Source organism: Bacillus sp. WP8 (assembly GCF_000800825.1).
GTDB lineage: Bacteria > Bacillota > Bacilli > Bacillales > Bacillaceae > Bacillus > Bacillus safensis.
In genome coordinates this window covers 1,333,445-1,351,548 of the sequence record NZ_CP010075.1, presented here as the reverse complement: position 1 = coordinate 1,351,548, position 18,104 = coordinate 1,333,445, and the positions used below count along the sequence as shown (strand labels likewise).

The 18,104-nt window shown below is 40.5% G+C and carries 16 protein-coding genes; 5 read left to right on the top strand and 11 right to left on the bottom strand.

All coding sequences use genetic code 11. The features are described from left to right. The first annotated feature begins 73 nt into the window (after window positions 1–73). The gene (locus tag QR42_RS06645; RefSeq protein WP_039178130.1) at window positions 74–991 is read left to right on the top strand and encodes an AraC family transcriptional regulator; all 918 of its coding nucleotides are present in this window, start codon (window positions 74–76) and stop codon (window positions 989–991) included. A gap of 92 nt (window positions 992–1,083) precedes the next feature. On the opposite strand, the gene QR42_RS19455 is transcribed toward QR42_RS06645, so the two are convergent. Next, entirely contained in the window at window positions 1,084–1,260 is a 177-nt protein-coding gene (locus tag QR42_RS19455; RefSeq protein ID WP_180272404.1) for a hypothetical protein, read from the bottom strand. A gap of 234 nt (window positions 1,261–1,494) precedes the next feature. On the opposite strand from QR42_RS19455, the gene QR42_RS06640 reads away from it, so the two are divergent. Beyond that, on the top strand, window positions 1,495–1,956 hold the full coding sequence (locus tag QR42_RS06640) for a YkyB family protein (RefSeq protein WP_008356877.1): 462 nt from the start codon (window positions 1,495–1,497) through the stop codon (window positions 1,954–1,956). Between the two features lie 36 nt (window positions 1,957–1,992). Here the strand turns inward: QR42_RS06640 and QR42_RS06635 are convergent, their stop codons facing one another. The 3 genes from QR42_RS06635 to QR42_RS06625 form a co-directional block, all read right to left on the bottom strand. Further along, window positions 1,993–2,901, bottom strand: a complete 909-nt coding sequence (locus tag QR42_RS06635) for a chemotaxis protein (protein ID WP_024424709.1) — start codon at window positions 2,899–2,901, stop codon at window positions 1,993–1,995. 73 nt (window positions 2,902–2,974) lie between these two features. Beyond that, complete coding sequence (locus QR42_RS06630) at window positions 2,975–4,285, bottom strand: MFS transporter (protein ID WP_039178128.1); 1,311 nt, start codon at window positions 4,283–4,285, stop codon at window positions 2,975–2,977. Between the two features lie 123 nt (window positions 4,286–4,408). Next, on the bottom strand, window positions 4,409–4,948 hold the full coding sequence (locus tag QR42_RS06625; protein WP_039178127.1) for an RDD family protein: 540 nt from the start codon (window positions 4,946–4,948) through the stop codon (window positions 4,409–4,411). Window positions 4,949–5,249: 301 nt separating this feature from the next. Here QR42_RS06625 and QR42_RS19450 point away from each other — a divergent pair, with 301 nt between their 5' ends. Then, window positions 5,250–5,402 carry a hypothetical protein gene (locus tag QR42_RS19450; protein ID WP_180272403.1) on the top strand — a complete coding sequence of 51 codons (153 nt, stop codon included), beginning with the start codon at window positions 5,250–5,252 and terminating at the stop codon, window positions 5,400–5,402. Window positions 5,403–5,466: 64 nt separating this feature from the next. On the opposite strand, the gene QR42_RS06620 is transcribed toward QR42_RS19450, so the two are convergent. Further along, window positions 5,467–6,351 carry a cation diffusion facilitator family transporter gene (locus QR42_RS06620; RefSeq protein WP_039178125.1) on the bottom strand — a complete coding sequence of 295 codons (885 nt, stop codon included), beginning with the start codon at window positions 6,349–6,351 and terminating at the stop codon, window positions 5,467–5,469. Window positions 6,352–6,644: 293 nt separating this feature from the next. Here QR42_RS06620 and QR42_RS06615 point away from each other — a divergent pair, with 293 nt between their 5' ends. Beyond that, window positions 6,645–7,814 (top strand): aminotransferase A, encoded by a 1,170-nt coding sequence (locus tag QR42_RS06615; protein WP_039178123.1) that lies wholly within the window; start codon window positions 6,645–6,647, stop codon window positions 7,812–7,814. 25 nt (window positions 7,815–7,839) lie between these two features. Here QR42_RS06615 and QR42_RS06610 read toward each other — a convergent pair whose 3' ends face one another. Both QR42_RS06610 and QR42_RS06605 read right to left on the bottom strand, forming a co-directional pair. Next, entirely contained in the window at window positions 7,840–9,669 is a 1,830-nt protein-coding gene (locus QR42_RS06610) for a PAS domain-containing sensor histidine kinase (RefSeq protein ID WP_039178122.1), read from the bottom strand. 156 nt (window positions 9,670–9,825) lie between these two features. Then, complete coding sequence (locus tag QR42_RS06605; RefSeq protein WP_039178121.1) at window positions 9,826–11,952, bottom strand: peptidoglycan D,D-transpeptidase FtsI family protein; 2,127 nt, start codon at window positions 11,950–11,952, stop codon at window positions 9,826–9,828. Between the two features lie 337 nt (window positions 11,953–12,289). On the opposite strand from QR42_RS06605, the gene QR42_RS06600 reads away from it, so the two are divergent. After that, window positions 12,290–13,090 carry a CAP domain-containing protein gene (locus QR42_RS06600; RefSeq protein WP_039178119.1) on the top strand — a complete coding sequence of 267 codons (801 nt, stop codon included), beginning with the start codon at window positions 12,290–12,292 and terminating at the stop codon, window positions 13,088–13,090. Between the two features lie 107 nt (window positions 13,091–13,197). Here the strand turns inward: QR42_RS06600 and QR42_RS06595 are convergent, their stop codons facing one another. From QR42_RS06595 to splB, 4 genes are all read right to left on the bottom strand, one after another. After that, entirely contained in the window at window positions 13,198–14,070 is an 873-nt protein-coding gene (locus QR42_RS06595) for an NAD(P)-dependent oxidoreductase (RefSeq protein ID WP_039178117.1), read from the bottom strand. A 13-nt stretch (window positions 14,071–14,083) separates the two neighbouring features. After that, window positions 14,084–14,869, bottom strand: coding sequence for an SDR family oxidoreductase (locus QR42_RS06590; protein ID WP_039178115.1), 786 nt, complete (start codon window positions 14,867–14,869; stop codon window positions 14,084–14,086). A 73-nt stretch (window positions 14,870–14,942) separates the two neighbouring features. Beyond that, window positions 14,943–16,904, bottom strand: a complete 1,962-nt coding sequence (locus QR42_RS06585; protein ID WP_039178114.1) for a methyl-accepting chemotaxis protein — start codon at window positions 16,902–16,904, stop codon at window positions 14,943–14,945. A 115-nt stretch (window positions 16,905–17,019) separates the two neighbouring features. Continuing rightward, entirely contained in the window at window positions 17,020–18,048 is a 1,029-nt protein-coding gene (splB, locus tag QR42_RS06580; RefSeq protein WP_039178111.1) for a spore photoproduct lyase, read from the bottom strand. Window positions 18,049–18,104 lie beyond the last annotated feature (56 nt).

Genomic DNA, 18,104 nt, shown 5'->3' with positions numbered 1-18,104 from the left:
TTGATAGTAGTTCACTTTGTTACATATTGATATATCAATTGAACATAAAAATAAAAGAATATTGAGGAGAATTATGCACAACCATCATTTTCTGATTGACTACAACCTGAAAGAATTGACGGAGCATTCTACGACAACATGGCCTATTGCTATTTATCATACAAAAATTCGTCATCATAGAAGCAGCTATATCCCTCTTCACTGGCATGACGAGTTTCAATTTGTCTTTATTTTAGAGGGTGAAGCTGAATTTCATATCAATGAAGAAACATTATGTTTAAAGCAAGGAGATGGCATTTTCATCAATAGTGGCTGCCTGCACATGGCAAAAGATGCGAATGGGACGGCATGTACTTATGTTTGTTTAAATGTCTCTCCCTCTTTCATCACAGCGAATGAATTATTCACCACATTTGTCCATCCATATATGCGTGCGAGCCAGACACCTTATATTTTATTCAACCGAAAAGATCATTGGCCAAAGCAGATCTATCAATGCATTCAAATCATTCAACAATTAATTGATGAAACTCCGGTATATTATGAACTTGAACTCAATATTCAGCTTATCACCATTTGGAAATGCTTATTACAAAACGGATTCCAAATGAAACATGATGCGCGTAAACACGATAAAAATGAACGGATGAAACTTATGCTGAATTGGATTCACCAGCATTATTATGAAAAGATCCTTCTCGAAGATATTGCTCGTGCAGGACAGTTAAGTCGCTCAGAATGCTGCAGATCCTTCAAAGACATTTTAAAGAAATCACCCATGCATTATGTAAATGAATATAGAATTCAGCAAAGCCTCGTCCTGCTCCAAGAAACGGATTTCAATATTACAGAAATCGCCTACCAAGTAGGCTTTAACAGCACAAGTTATTTTATCAATTTGTTTAAAAGAATAAAAAATACGACACCTTTAGCATATAGAAAATTAAAACAGCTGGATTCTCTCCAGATAAAATGGATAGAAGAAAAATAATGCAGAAGGCGTCTTAAATGGCTTTTGTAAATACAAACGATGAGAATGGCTACATTTCAACCGCCCTCGCCTAATGCAGACAAGGGCGTTTTTTATTGCTGTTTTTGTTCTTTTAGTTTCTTAAAAATCACAAATTGATATACTCCGAATAGTACGGTGAGGATCATAATTGCTGTAAATAATTGATCGGCTGGAAGCAAGAAATATACGACAACAAAAGATAAAAGCAACACAAGATAACCTATATTGAATGCTTTTTTGAATGTCATGATATTACCTCCTTTCATTAATAACTTATATACATACTATATAATCAACAGAAATAGAATCAGTTGAAGTTTTTTTGGGGGAGATTGGGGGATTCGAACACACAAAATTTTTAACCCTCCATAATCCCTTTATACCAAAGGTTTTCTTTTTACAATATCTCTATTTGCAATTTACTAATAAAAACGTATAATTTATACTAAGCACAGGAAGACGAAAGACAAAGGAGAGAAAAAATGGACGATTATGCTCATACTAAAGACATAGAACCTACAGCAGAAAACATCGCAAAAGCCATTTATACTGTTAACCGCCATGCTAAAACCGCACCAAACCCAAAGTTTCTTTATCTTTTGAAAAAACGCGCGCTGCAAAAACTATTGCAAGAAGGTAAAGGAAGAAAAGTGGGCCTACATTTCTCTAACAATCCCAAGTATAGTCAACAACAGTCCGACGTGCTGATTGAAATTGGAGATTATTATTTTCACCTGCCACCAACGAAAGAAGACTTCGAATTTTTGCCACACTTAGGAAATTTAAATCAATCATATCGCAATCCGAAAGCGAATATGTCATTAAACCGAGCAAAGCAAATACTTCAAACGTATGTCGGTTTAAAAGAAAAACCTGCCGCCACAAAACAAAAATCACATTACACAAAGCCCGTCTTCAAACGACTCGGGGAAAGTTATTTTTAAACAGAAAAAAACCACTCATGCCGAGTGGTTTTTTGTTTAGATAATAAAATGATCGACTTTTTCAATCAGCTGATGAATTTCTGGTTTACTGATTTGATCATCTGCACCGATCGTTTCCCCTTTATGACGCAAATCTTCAGTGATTAATGAAGAGAAGATAAGAATCGGGATGGAATTTGTTAAAGGATTGTCCTTGAGCAATTTTGTTAGCCGGTGGCCATCCATTTTAGGCATTTCAATATCCGTAATAATCATATCAATTTCTTCTGTCACACTGATTCCTTTGCTGACAAGATCCATGACATGATCATATGCCTGTTTGCCATCTTCAAAGGTCACAATGTTTTTATAGCCTGCTTCGGTTAATTCATTTGTTAATAAACGCATGAGAAGCGGAGAATCTTCAACGACATACAGCTTCTTCCCTGTTCTTCTCTCGTCTTTCTCACCGTCAAACATATGATACGTATCAACACCTGAAGCGGATTCAATATCATAAATGATTTTTTCGTAATCTGGAAGGAAAATCATTTTTTCATCAAGCTTAATGATGCCAGTTAAATGACGGTCCATCCCTTGATTCAGTGCAGTCGGCTTCTCAATCTCTTCCCAGCTGACGCGGTGAATTTGTGATACTGTTCCTGTGTGGAACACAAATTTCCGTTGGTTGAATTCAGTCACAATATATTTCTCTTGTTCCGACTGATCTGACTCGACATTAAAAAAGGAAAATAGATTGATGACTGGTAAAATCTCGCCTCGTAAACTAATCATCCCTTCTACATCTTGGTGAGAGTGCGGTACAACCGTCACCTCAACCGGCTGAATGATTTCTCTTACTTTCATGACGTTAATGCCGAATTGATTTGCACCAATTTCAAACTTCACAATTTCCAATTCATTGGTACCAGAGTCAAGTAAAATTTCTTGTTTATTTAAAGCCACGGAAATCCCTCTATTCTTCAATATTAGATTGTACTTTTTATATCGGCAGCATAGGTAAAAAGTTGACGTTTCTTTACGCTTTCTCTCGAACGAATTGATGAATCACAAGTCCTATCGATGCAAGGATGAGCAAAGACCCTAGTGCAAGGCGGCTTGCGAGATTTCCGTGCTCTGCAAACAGCAGGGTAACTGAGCCATAAATAATGGGCCCAATAATGGAAGACACCTTTCCTGAGAAGGCAAAGAGGCCAAAAAACTGTCCTCGCTTTTCCTTCGGGGTTAGTTCAATAATCAAGATTCGTGATGCCCCCCAGCTTGCGCCAAGTGAAATCCCAAATAAACTGCCAGCTACCCAGAAGACCCATTCGGTTGTCGCTGTCACAGCTAGAATGAGCGCCACAATTAAAATGACATACACGACGGTAATCGAGCGTTTTGCCCCTATCGCTTTTGTGATATAACCAAACAGAAAGGAGCCAATGATACTTGAAATGGTCGACACAAGATAGAGTAAAATAAATTGCCCAGCTGTAAAGCCAATAATGATTTTGGCATAAACAGCCATCATCGCAATTGCTGTTTGTAAGGCATCATTCATAAAAAAGAAGGCGATCATAAAAATAAAAGCTGGCTTGTACCTTTTCATCTCTTTAAACGTGTGAACAATCTCTTTATACCCGCTGAAAAAAGATGCCTTTTTCTCTTGCTGAGGCAGCGGATGAGGATCTTTTACAAAAAAGAGAAAAGGTAGGAAAAAGAGAAGGAATAAAAGGGCTGTTGGGATAAATGCTTCATGAAACTGGTCATTGCCGACAAGTAAATAAACAGAGAGACCCACAAGTGTTCCTAAATAGCCAACGGCGATACCAAATCCAGAAATAAGCGGGATTTCATCCTTTGTCCCAAGATCGGGCAAAATGGTGTCATAGAAAACAAGACTAGAATGATAGAAAAACTTTGCGATCACAAACAAGGTAACCACGACCAATAAAGAAACAGGCAGCCCAAACCATTCACTTGAGAAATCAATCCCAGCAAAAATCCCCATCAACACCGTACAAGCAATACATATGAACGTAAACACCGTAATGTAGCGTTTCTTTTTTCCTGTACGATCAATCAGCACTCCGTATAAAGGTGTAAAAATGACGAGAAAAAAGCTGGCTAATGCGTTTGCATAAGAAATAAAGGTACTTGCGATCTGGTCCATTCTCGCACTGTCCCCGATCGTTTCCTGCAAGTAAAACGGGAAGAAAATGGTGATCATATTTGATGAAAAGATCGTATTTGCAAAATCATACAAAGCCCAGGCCAGCACAGGTGCTGTCAAAAACAGCCCGAAGCCTGCCCCTTTTTTCTGAACAGTCATTTTCCCTCTTTTCAATAGATTGACTCCCTTCTCTGCTTTATTTTCACTATCATTCTACTTTATGTGACGTTTCCCTCTTCCATACAAGCATCTATACAAAAAGCACCCCTTACTATATAGCAGAGGTGCTTCTTTTCATTATTTCTTTACAACAATGGTACTTGCAATCAAATCGTGAAGTGCTTGTTTTTTTTCTGTGAAAAACGCAATGATGTAGCCAATACATAAGATTGGAGACAAAAAGCCTTTTGCAAAAAATCGGCCTGTCGCGCGCCCGAATGTTATTTTTTCACCCGTTACTTTTGTCACTTTAATTCCAAGAGCCATCTTGCCAAGAGTTCCTTGCAACTTTGATGATTCCATGATCGCATAATACAGCCAAGTCACCGCGATACCGACTAAGATCGTTACGCCATAGAAAAAGATAAGGCCCATAATGACTGCCCATTCTTCATCCGTAATCACCGTTGAAGAATAGTAATAGCTATCATCATACATTAAAAATGCCGCCTCAGGGCTTGAGACAAAAAAGAGTGTTGCCAGAATAAATACAATGAATGAAAATGGTACACTAATAATGATACCGTCCAAAAGATGTGCAAGAAAACGATAGCCTACGCCTGCTAGCTCAGGATGCTTCTTTTCTTGAATGTGTGGTTCTGTTATGTTGGTTTCCATCCTATTTCTCCTTTATTATGTATGTTTTCTATAAATTTCTTATAATCATTCGTTATTATATCCTATGAATATAGCAAGATCAATGCAGCTTTACACTTTTACATACATTTTAGATCAGTTTGATCTAAATGATTTATGTGAATAAATACTGAAAATTTGTGAAAATCATGGCACTTCTAGTTCTTTTACCTCCTGATTTTTTAACATTTTGTGATATTTTCGTCTTGTTTCCATTCTTCTGTTGACAATGATTCTTCAAATGGTACAATAGTCAAGGATTTTTTAAAGAAAGGTGTTCATGATGGGAACTGTCGTATTATTAAAGAACAACGAAATGACTGTAATTGAAGATATTTGCGAAGCTGATTATTTAGATATGAAGCATGGTTTGTCAAACGATGACACAGCTTATATCTCTTGGTACGAAGACTACGATACTGCTTATGGATATTGATTTCATTTCATAGATGAAGCGTAAAAAAAGGCGATACAACCTGAGAATAGGTTGATCGCCTTTTTTACGTTTGTGAGCTTCTTTCACTTTCAGGTTCCACATGAATAAAGATTTGCGCATGCGGAAATTCGAGCTGAATCTTCTCTTCAATTCGATCACATAATTGGTGAACATCTTCAATGGTTGTCTTTCCATCTACAATCAAATGGAAATCAATATATTCCTCTGCACCAGACCGCCTTGTTCGAAAGTCATGATATTCAATAAATTCTTGACTGAATCCTTGAATGATCGCTTCAATTGATTGTTCTTCCTCTGGTGTTAAACGAGCATCAACAAGCGGCGGGAAGGCTTCCTTCATGAGTTTAAACGCTTCACGCATAATAAAGAGGGCCAGAATCATTCCAATGATCGGATCTAGGAAATACCAGTCGGTTAATGCTACAAGCAATAAACTGAATGCCACCCCTAGTGACGTATACACATCCGTTAAAAGGTGCAATGCATTTGATTTCATGGCGACTGAATGTACTCGCTCAGCCTCTTTGTTCACAATCCTCGATACAACAAAATTGATGAGCGCGCCTAGCAGCATGACCACAATGCCAAGCACGGGTAGCTTAACTGGCTCTGGATGCATTAATTTGTGAACACATTCGTATATAATCCAAATGCCAGCAACGAAAATGAGCAGGGTCTCAATCGTTCCAGAAATATTTTCGACTTTTCCATGTCCATAAGGATGTTTAGAATCTGCTGGCTTTCTTGAAATACGAACAGAAATAAATGCAATAAACGAAGCCATTAAATCGAGAAACGAATGAATGGCTTCTGATAAAACCGCAACAGATCCGGTTAAGAGACCTACAATGATTTTTAAGATGACAACAAATGTGTTGCTCAGCACGGATAGAAACGCGATTTTCGATGTCTTCGCTGATTGTTCCATCTATCGTCCTCCTTTAGGAGATCGTATGTCTATGAAAGCCATTCCCATGACCATGATTCTCACGTTCTTTCAGTTTACGCAGTTTTGCCGTTTTCTAATCATTCTCATCACAGCCTGTATTTTCTCTTGAGGTTACGCTATAATAAATGTTGCTCTTTCTTTAATATATCACTCATGCGGTGATGGATAGGAGAATAGACTACATATAACGATATCCAGTGCCTTTCGCAGATGACATTTATGCAGTGAATGGTAAAATAGGATAAAAACATAAATTTTTAAGGTGATGAGAAATGGAGCATTTGCTGAATCCAAGAGTAAAGGATATTGAAATTTCAGGCATTCGAACATTTTCAAATCTCGTATCGTCATATGAGGATGTCGTTTCATTGACGATAGGCCAGCCCGATTTTTATACGCCGCATCATGTCAAAACAGCTGCCAAAGCAGCCATTGACGAGAATTTCACTTCATACACTCACAATGCTGGGTTCCTAGAGCTAAGACAAGCGATTCAGCATTATATCAAGAAGAAAGTGAATCTTGATTATGATGCAGAGTCAGAAATCATTGTGACAACAGGTGCAAGTCAAGCAATTGATGCTGCGTTTCGAACCATTTTAACAGAAGGCGACGAGGTCATTTTACCTGGACCTGTATACCCCGGATATGAACCGATCATTCGAATGTGCGGTGCAGTACCTGTACATATTGACACAACGAATGCCGGCTTTAAATTGAATGCCAAGCTGATTGAGGATGCGTTAACGGAAAAGACAAAGTGTGTGGTTCTTCCTTACCCTTCAAACCCGACTGGTGTCACGCTTTCAGAAGAAGAATTGAAAGAAATTGCCCAGCTCCTTGAAGGAAAAGACATCTTTATTTTATCCGATGAAATTTACAGTGAGCTGACATTTGACCGGCCGCATCATTCAATTGCCTCTTTCTTAAAAGAACAGACCATTGTCATCAATGGACTGTCTAAATCTCATAGCATGACTGGATGGAGAATTGGCTTTTTATTTGCTTCAGCTCCAATTGCTAAACATGTATTAAAAGTACATCAATATAACGTGTCTTGTGCCTCGGCTGTCTCACAAAAGGCGGCACTTGAAGCTGTGACAAATGGTGTGGATGATGCACTGATCATGAGAGAGCAATATAAGAAAAGACTCGATTATGTATATGATCGGCTCATTTCTATGGGGCTTCCGGTGATTAAACCTTCTGGCGCTTTTTATATTTTTCCATCCATTGAATCGTTTGGGATAAGTTCCTTTGATTTTTGCATGGAGCTGTTAGAAAGTACAAGACTTGCGGTCGTCCCAGGCTCTGCTTTCTCTCCACTCGGCGAAGGGTATGTGCGCCTGTCTTATGCTTATTCACTTGAAACGCTGAAAGAAGGACTTGACCGGCTAGAACAATTTGTACTTGAAAAACGTTCCATTCATTCGCTAGATTGAAACAACGGCTCTCTTGCCGTTGTTTTTATTTTGCAGGAAACATGATGTGAAATACGGTGCCCTTTTCAGGCTGACTATCCACACGGATCGTCCCATTATGATTTTCTAAAATATTAAATGTGACCATAAGGCCAAGTCCAGTTCCTTTTTCCTTTGTGGTTAAAAAGGGCTCTCCAATCCGTTTCATTACCGCTTCTGGAATGCCGACCCCTTCATCACGAATGGTGACAAGTATTCCTTCACTTTCTGCTTTGGCCGTGATGTCTACCTTTCCTCCGTCCGGCATGGATTCTACGGCATTTTTGATTAAATTGATAAACACTTGCTTGAGCTGATTTTGATCCCCGTTCATCAGGAGACCTTCCTCTATCTCACTTGTGTTCATTAAAATGCCATTTAAGTTCGCTTGTGTTTCTAACAAAGCCGTGACTTCGCTGATGATTTTTTTCAAATCAAGCGTCTGCATTGAGGACGTTTGCTGCGGTTTCGCCAGCATTAGCAGTTCACTCAAGATAATTTCTATTCGGCTCAGCTCAGAGAAAACAATCTCGAAGTATTGATCGCGATCCTTTGTTTTCGGTTTAATGAGCTGTAAAAAGCCTTTGATGGCGGTCAATGGATTTCTGATTTCATGTGCAATGCCAGCCGCCAATTGACCTGCGATCGATAATTTTTCAGAGCGGAGCATGAGCTCTTCTGTCTGCTTACGTTCGGATATATCTCTTAAAATAATTTGAACCGCTGTTTCTCCAAAGAATGTAGTTGGGATACAGACCATTTCTGTATAAATCAGCTTATGCTTAAACGTATGACAGCTCATCGTGACAATCTCGGAATCTGATGCTCTTTCAATAATACGAGATAAGCTGTTTTTGACCTTCTGCTGATCACAGGAATGAATTTGATGAAAAATATCCTTTCCTATTAATTTATCGTAATGCTCGGCTTCAAATAATTTAATACCTGATTCATTCATAAACACCCATTTGTGATCATGGATGACTGCAATCGTGTCAATGGAGTTTTGAATGAGCAGCTGATACCTTTCCCGGCTTTTTTGAAGAACAGTTTGGAATTTTTTACGGGATGAGATGTCCACGAGCAGCAAAAGCTCTGCCCGCTGATTTTGATAAATCGTCGGTGATGACTTTACCTCAATATGAATACTGCTCCCATCTTTACGCTTCCATATCTGTTCAATCATTCCGACTGGAAGACCTTGCTGCAGCCTTGTTATGCGGCTTCTGACAATATCATGGTACTCTTCAGCAATAAAATCAAACGCGGACTTGCCGATCATGTCATCTCTTGCACTTACCCCCATTAATTGCAGCATCGCATCATTCGCATACACAATTTTCCCTAAAGTCGTAATACATAACGGATTTGGCAGCATGGCAATCAATTGTTCAGCTTCACCGACATTTTGGAAAGCCGGCAGACTGCCCAGCGACTGTTCTGCTACTTTTGATACTTCTTGAAATGCTGCTTTTTGGGGCTTAGTATCCAGCACCCTCATTTTCAGGATCATTTCTCTACTTTCTTCGTTGTCTAACCCATCACAAGCAACAAAATCAATGCTTGCTTCGACCCATACAGCTGTCAGATCACTTCTTAGCAGTCTAAAGTGGCAAACCTCTAGCATGTGCTGATTGTAAAAATAACTTTCGACGAGAAATTGATCTTCGGTATGAACAAAGTCTTTCAAAAAACACCCTAGTAAATCCTTTTGTTCATAGAGCAAAAGCTGCTTACAGTTGGAAGAAATGTAGAGAAAGCGGCCATTAGAAGAAAGAACGGCATGTAAATCGATGTTCGAATACAATTGATTCGAATCTTTCATTTGTTGTTCCATCGTCGTCCGACCCTCCTTTTCATTTTTTAGGGTTGTCCTTAGATTGATGTATAAAAAAGATTCGCTAGAAAACCCGTATTTTCCTTCTGTCATCGAGGGAAACGTCCATATTTTCAGCAAAAAGGGAGCACTTTCTGCTGCTGTGCTCCCTGCGGTTTATTGTTTTTCATATTTCTTTTGTAATTCTACGTACTTATCCACAATTTTACTTGGGATATTTTTAATGACAGGATCTTTATCTGAGACATAAGGTGTCACGACACTAAACGCTACCTCTGGATTAGAAGAAGGATAATATCCTCCAAAGGTTAAATTGTACGTGGCATTTCCCCACCAGCTGCGGTTGGCGCCATAGTAGAAGGTTTGCGCTGTACCCGTTTTTCCCGCGACATCATGCTGACCAAATCGGCCAGCGGCAGTTCCGCCTGTTGATGTGACCATTTTCAGTCCCGTTTTTACGCGGTCAATATCTGCTTTCGAGTTGTTAATCGTATTCAGCACCTTCGGCTCATATTTTTTTACGACTGGGCCTACTTCATCCTTCTTCGTTGGAAGATGAACACTTTTCACTACTCTTGGCTGAATACGGCTGCCTCCGTTGGCGATCGTCGACATGTATTGTGCCACTTGGAGCGGTGTATACGTGTCATACTGACCAATTGCTTCATCAAGCAAGAGTCCGCCGACCGTCTTAGGATGCGTCTGCATCCCGCTTGATTCCTGCGGCAGGTCGATCCCTGTTTTTACGCCAAGACCGAATTGCGCATAGTAGTTTCTCATTTTTTGTAAGTGCTCAGGCCTTGCAGGTAACGGACCATCCTTTTGATAGGTGATGCCCGCCATTCTCATCGCTACTTGGAACATGTAGACGTTGGAACTTTTTTGGAGTGCCTGAATGTCGTTAACCCATCCAAGAACTTTGTAAGACTGTTTCGGCTTTCCTTTACTTCCTGCAAAGTAGAGCGGTGTATCCATATAGGCTTGGTTGTGTGACATCCCGTCCTGATAACCGCCAAGTACTGTGGCTCCTTTGACAACAGAGCCCATTTCATACTGAGTCGTAAATGTTCCGATCGCATAATCTGTGACGTCTCTGCCGTCCATTTTCTTGCCCGACATGGCGAGAACATCCCCTGTGTGAGGATCCATCATGACGACAAAGGCACGATCCATCATATAGTTTCTCGCACTGGCCGATCTAAGCTCTGATTCGACGATTTTGTCGACTTCCTTTTGCAGCTCCATATCAAATGTCAGCGCAAGATCAAGTCCTCTTCGTCCTTCTGTCCGCTTGATTTCATCAAGCAGCTTCCCGCCAACCTGTGTATATTGAACGGTTGCTTTCTCTGGGTTCAGAAAATCCTCATATTGATATTCTAAATAGCTCTTCCCTACACGGTCATTTCGCGAGTAGCCTCTTGCCATATAGTAATCTTCGCGCTCTTTAATGATTCCTTGCTCTGGTGTGGTCACACCGCCAAGTACATTATAAAGGGTCTTTTCATACGGATATTTTCTTGTCCAGTCATTGATGACGTTCACACCTGGCAGTTCATCAAGATGCTCTGAGACAAGTGAAATCTCTTCATATGTCAAACTCACGGATGAAGTCTGTTTTGATTCTTTCGTTTCATCGAGTAAAGCAACTTTTTCGTCTCCTTTTTTCTCTTCGTTTGGGTCCATTGCCTTCACGATTTGAGGCTCAAAGGCATATCCGCCTGTAAATCTACGGTAGATCGCTGCAACAGCTTTTTCCTCCGCATCCTTTTCAATCGCTTTGACTTCTTTCTTTGGGACACGCTCTACTTGAAGCGGATAGACATCTTTTGCATCGATATCCTTTTTCTCCGCTTTTGAAATGAGCTTATCCGCTTCTTTTGGATGGCTCGCCAGCCAAAAATCCCGAATGTCACGCTCTCTCAAAAAATCAGTATCCATTTTTATATAAGTCGCAAGTTTTCTTGCTACCTTAATCTTATCCTTCGCTTTCACACCGCTTTCTGATGTATAAACGATGGCAGGTACACTTTCGTTATCAACGACGACTCTTCCTCTCGCGTCATACATTTTTCCTCTTGGAGACGGGTATGATGCCGTTTTGACCTCTGTTCGGTTGGCTTGCTTTTTATAATCTTCACCATTGACGATTTGCAGCACACCAAGCTTGATCACAAGTCCAGCAAATAAACTAAATACAGCGAAGAAAAAGAGATTAATCCTCCAGGCGTTCCGGCGCTTCATTTTTTTCTGCTCGGCAGCACCTTGATGCTGTTTCTCTCCCACTTATGTAGCTCCTCTCATCCTTTTCAATCTTTTACAATTACCACTCATTATTGTAACACTTTTGTAATAGTTGTTACAGCGAAACGAGTGAAAAAAAGCTGTCAATCCCTAATCTGCAAAAAAATATACTAACACTTTAAAATATTGGTATGTTTATGTCGTTTTCTTTAAATGGAAGAATTCCCTATCCTTTGATATGAAGCGGCTCTTACTATGACTTTAACAAAAATGACAAACTGGTATTGTCAATGGAGGATGCTGGTACGTTTATAACAAAAAGTCCATGGTATGATTTTTTGTGAGAAAACAAAACAAAGATTTTAGGAGGAGTTACAATATGAAGAAGAAATCATTCTTTTTTTCAGCGCTGACAGCTGCTGCACTCATCACATTCACTGGGGGACATTCAGCTGATGCGAAGGAGCTTAACCTGAAACAAGTGATAAACGTACAGCATCAAGCCATTGATCTTCATACATTAGCAGCAAAATTACATATCTCTTCAGATGTAAACAAGCTAAGCAAGTCAAATCAAAAAGAGATCGAAGCTCTATTAAACAAGCTGATCAAAAGCGGCCAGCCTGTTACTGGAACAAAAGTAGTAAAAGAAGTAAACAAAGCAAAACAAGAACAAAAACAAGAATCAGTGAAAAAACCAACTGCTTCTAAACCAAGCACTCCAGCAAAAGAAAACACAAACAGCAATAGCAACACAAAAGCTGACCAAAAAGACACAAATGCATCAAAAGCAGACAGCAGCTTAAATGCATTTGAAAAAGAAGTGGTCGAGCTTACAAATAAAGAGCGTGCAAAACAGGGCTTAAAGGCACTTTCTGTGGATTCTAAATTAAGCAAATCTGCTCGCGCAAAATCTCAAGATATGAAAGATAAAAACTATTTCTCTCATACAAGCCCAACTTATGGCTCTCCATTTGATCAAATGAAGCAATTCGGTATCACTTACAAATCAGCAGGTGAAAACATTGCTCAAGGTCAAAGATCTCCTCAAGAAGTTGTGACAGCATGGATGAACAGTGAAGGCCACAGAGCGAACATTTTAAACAAAAGCTATACACATATCGGTGTTGGTTATGTGAAATCTGGCAACTACTGGACGCAGCAATTCATCGGAAAATAATATCAAAAAACCTGTCCTTATTTGGGACAGGTTTTTAATTTGTCTACTTTTTCAGCAATGCGAGGGCTTGTTTACACGCTGCAATCCACATAGGCGGGGCCGTTTTTTTATTTGACCCATAATTTATAGATGCTCTGTGTCCCGCTGTTTTCTTCGCCCTGTTCACTCAGCTTTTCATAAAGTGATTTCGCAAGTGAGAGCCCTGGCATTTCTTCTCCCATCAGCTCTGCTTCTTCAAGTGCAATGCCCATATCCTTGATAAAATGCTTTACATAAAACCCTGGCTCGAAATCGCCTTTCAGCATTCTTGGTGCAAGGTTTGACAATGACCAGCTGCCTGCTGCACCTGTTGTGATGCTTTTGAGCACCTGCTCTGGATCAAGCCCTGATTTTTCGGCATAGGCCATTGCCTCTGCGACACCGACCATCCCCGCTGCGATGGCAATTTGGTTACACATTTTTGTATGCTGACCGCTTCCTGCCGGTCCTTGATATTGAATATTTTTACCCATTTGCTCAAATACCGGCAGGCAGGCTTCATAGGCAGACCTTTCTCCGCCGATCATAATGGCGAGCGTGCCATTTTGAGCTCCTATGTCTCCCCCTGATACAGGTGCATCTAATGCAAATACACCTCTTTCCTTCGCTTTCAACTCAATTTCTTTTGCAAGCTGAGGCTTCGAGGTCGTCATATCAATGAGATATGTTCCAGGCGCGGCATGTGCCACAAGCCCATCTTCACCTAAATAGATCTCTTCTACATCAGATGGATATCCCACCATTGTGATGACAGCATCTGCACTCTCTGCAATGTCCTTTACTGCCGGCTTCCATGACACCCCTTTTTGAATCAATGCGTCTGCTTTTGCTTTCGTTCTTGTATAAACGAGAACTTCATAGCCTGCATCCATTAAATGTCCTGCCATACTGCGCCCCATTACACCGATTCCTATAAAACCAACCGTTTTGATTTGTGCCATCACTTGTTCCTCCTTAAAGAGACTTTGTCAAGCCACCATCAATGATCAGTGTTTGACCTGTCATATATGTATTGGCTTCAGATAAAAGAAAAGCTGCATATGCTGCAAATTCCTCTGGCTGTCCATAGCGGCCAAGCGGGATCGCTTGTTCAGCCTGTGCTTTGATTTCTTCAACCGTTCGATTCTCTTTTTGTGCGCGGTGCTTTTCCAGCTGTTTGACGCGGTCTGTTTCAATTTTTCCGGGTGCTAACGTATTGATCAAAATACCATCCTTTGCAAGCTCCTGAGCGACTGTTTTTGTCCAGCCGGCTATAGCTGGTCTAAATGTATTCGACAGCATCAAGCCTGGGATCGGTTCTTTCACTGACATTGACGCAATGTTTAACACACGTGCACCACGTTTTTTCAAATAAGGTAATGCCTCTTTTAATAACCGAATATAGCTGAGTAAATGAAGCTGAAATGATTCGATCCAATCTTCATCTGTTAAGGTGTCAAGCGTTCCTGTTTTAGGTCCGCCTGTATTGTTCACAAGAATGTCTAGACGTTGCTCATCGCCAGCCGCCGCTTGAACAAGCGCCTTAATTTGCCTGGCGTCAGATACGTCACATACTTGATAAGTCAGCTGTCCTTTGGCAAATGGAGACAGCTCGTTGACTGTTTCTTTCAGCGTTTGTTCATGTCTTCCCGAGAGCATTACATCCGCTCCCTCTTTTGCTAGAGCAAAGGCAATCGCTTTTCCGATACCTTGACTGCTTGCAGCGACCAATGCTTTTTTTCCAGTTAGTTTGACATCCATGTAAGCACCTCCTCTCGTTCATTTTATCATACAAAAAGAACCTTGCTCACGTCGCAAGGTTCCTTTCCGCGAATCACACCTTAAATCGGTCAACCGCCTGACGCAGTGCCTGGCTTGATTCGTTTAGCATTTCAGTTGAGGTTTTCGTTCTTTCTAACGCTTGAACTTGTTCATCTGTAGACGCATGCACTTCCTCAGCTGAGGCAGCAGATTCTTCTGAAATAGCAGCAATACTTTGAATGGATTCACTCATCTTCTGCTGTTCTTCTGTCATTTCATTGATCTGTGTATGAATGCTGTCGATTGAACCGACAAGTGCCTGCATTTCCATTGTGATGCTGCTGAGTGCCTCACCTGTTGCATTAATGGCATCACCTTGTTCCTCATTCATTCTACTTGCTGCTGTCATCGCTTCCGCCGCTTTCTTCGATTCATCTTGAATGAGTTTGACGGTTTCACTAATGTGTTTTGTTGACTGCGCAGATTGTTCAGCAAGCTTTCTGACTTCTTCTGCAACTACAGCAAATCCTCGTCCACTTTCTCCTGCTCTCGCCGCTTCAATACTTGCATTCAGTGCAAGTAAATTCGTTTGATCAGAGATTTCAGAGATAGCAGTCACGACGTTTTCAATATTTTTCGTTTTATGCTCAAGATCTAGCAGCATTTGCTCAACCTTTTTCGATTCATCGCTCGCTTGTGTTGATTTTTGGACGAGCACACCAAGTGCATCAAGCCCTTTATAGCTTGCATCTTCAGATGATTTTGAGTTGGTTTGCATTTGTGTGGCGAGTTCACCCATATGGCGCACTTTCTCATACAATTGCTCTGATTTCTCATTAATCGTTTCTGCATCCGACGCCTGCTTAGTCGCCCCTGTTGCCACCTCTTGAATCGCGGTTGCAATCTGTTCGCTAGACAGCAAGGTCTCATTTGAAATTTGGGTCACTTCATCCGCTGATTCCACAACTTGATCTGAAGCCCCTTTCACTTTTTCAATTAACTCCCTGATGTCCTCGGTCATTTGATTAAAGCTTTTCGTAAGGAAACCAATTTCATCTTGAGACTTCGTTTCAAGCGTGCTTGTTAAATCGCCTTCTGACACCTTACGAGCGTGCTCTATTAGACGCTTGATTGGCGTAGTTATGCTTCTTGCCAATAAGAAGCTGAGGATCATCGCAAGAATAATGGCAATGACGGATATAATGATGCTTGTCTGATTCATTTTTTCTGTAATCCAAAGCAGTTGCTTTTTCTCAAAGCTGACACCAACCGTCCAATCGGCTTCTTTGATTTTAGATGTGACCGTCAGTTCTTTACTGTCATCAATACCTGAGTTGTCGATCGCTTTTTTCACAGAAGCGACCTTTGATATATTTTTTCCTTGCTCTGTTGGATGCGCCAAAAGGGTGCCTGTGCCATCAACTAAGAAAGCGGTCCCCTTATAAGGAATCTCTTGTTCATTGATATAGGACTGAATCGAGGACAGCTTCAAATCAAGTCCAGCGACCCCAATGACCTTTCCATCTTTGACAATCGCCTTCGTGGCTGAGACAATCACTTTTTTCGTTGCTTCATCAACATATGGATCTGTCCAAACGACCTGATCAGGCTTTTCGGCTGCTTGTTTAAACCAGCCTTGTTTAGATGGATCATAGCCTTCGCCAAGATCGAACTCTGGGAAGCCGAGCATTTTGCCATCAATTGTTCCAATATAGGTAAACGAAATGAGTTTATCCTGTTCCTGCAATTTTTTTAGTGCATCTGTTTCATAAGCTAATGTTTGTTTTGTTTGTTTTTGCGCAAATTCTTCAGTCATTGTACTTGTTGCCACTTTGTTAATGGTATTGCCGTAATTATCAAGCTTTTCTGTAATAATGTCTTTCAGGCTTTCTGCCGTTGCTGCTGCGGTGGTTTTTGCATCTCGTTCAATAAGTGGTCTTAACACTAAGTTAGAACCCACTTGAACAGCCACGACGGTTAAAATTAAAATAACTGAGATGAAAACAGCTATTCTCACTTGAAGTTTCTTAAACATCTCCTCACACCCCTACATCTACTTTCACACCTTATTTTATATATCGGCAAAATGGGTAAAGCATTCAATAGTTGTAAGAAAATTTAAATAGAAAAACAAGCCCTATAGGCTTGCTTTAAGTAAAATATTCAATTTTTGCGGACGGAAAGTACTGATCAATATATGATTCTAACGTCTCTCTTAGTTCTTGTTCCTCATCTTTTTGGTAGATATATTTCCCAATCCCATATCTCCCCCACTTGTATCGTCTTTTTTCTTCATCTAATTCTAATTTAGATTTCGGGTAGTTTTTTTGAATCACACGCTTTGCTGGTTTTGTAAAGCGATGCTGAATCATTTCAAAGGTGATATCGTCTCTCACATCATCAGAAAGGGCTGCATCGAGCTTTTCAAATAAAACTTTATATCCTTCCTGCCAGCCTTCGTGGATGTAGATGGGAGCAATAATAAAGCCAAGAGGATAGCCTGCCTTTGCAACCTTAACAGCCGCTTCAATCCGCTGATCAAGCGGTGATGTGCCAGGCTCGAAATATTTAATGACATAATCGGCATTAATACTGAAACGGAATCTTGTCCGGCCATTATGCTTTGCATCTAACAGATGATCAACATGATGGAATTTCGTGACAAATCGAAGTTTTCCTAGATCGGTCTGCCCAAAGTATTCAATCGCTCGTTTGAGAGTGTGTGTCAAATGATCAATTCCTACGATGTCTGAAGTACATGATGCTTCAAATCTTGTGATATCTGGCGCTCGCTCGTTCATGTACTGCTCAGCTTGATCTAATATTTCTTCTACATTGACGTACGTTCGAATGTAGGGCTTACTTCCCATTGTTGTTTGCAAATAGCAATAATGACAATGTCCCATACATCCTGTTGCAAATGGGATCGCATACTCTGCAGATGGTTTAGACGAGTCAAACTTCAATGTCTTTCTCACACCAATAACAAGCGTTGACTTCGCGTTACGATACTTTTGCAGGTCATTTTTCCCCGGAATATTTCTTACCTGGTTGTGTGAGGTTGTTTCTCTTATTTCGATTCCCATACCCTCGAACTTTTCCTTCAGCTCTCGTCCTAACGGGTACTCTAACGCCCGGGGTTCAATGTAAACAAGCTGGGGGACGAAAGGTTTGATCATATTAAGCACATCCTTACCTTTAACGTTTTTATACCGTTACTTTAACCGCACAGGAT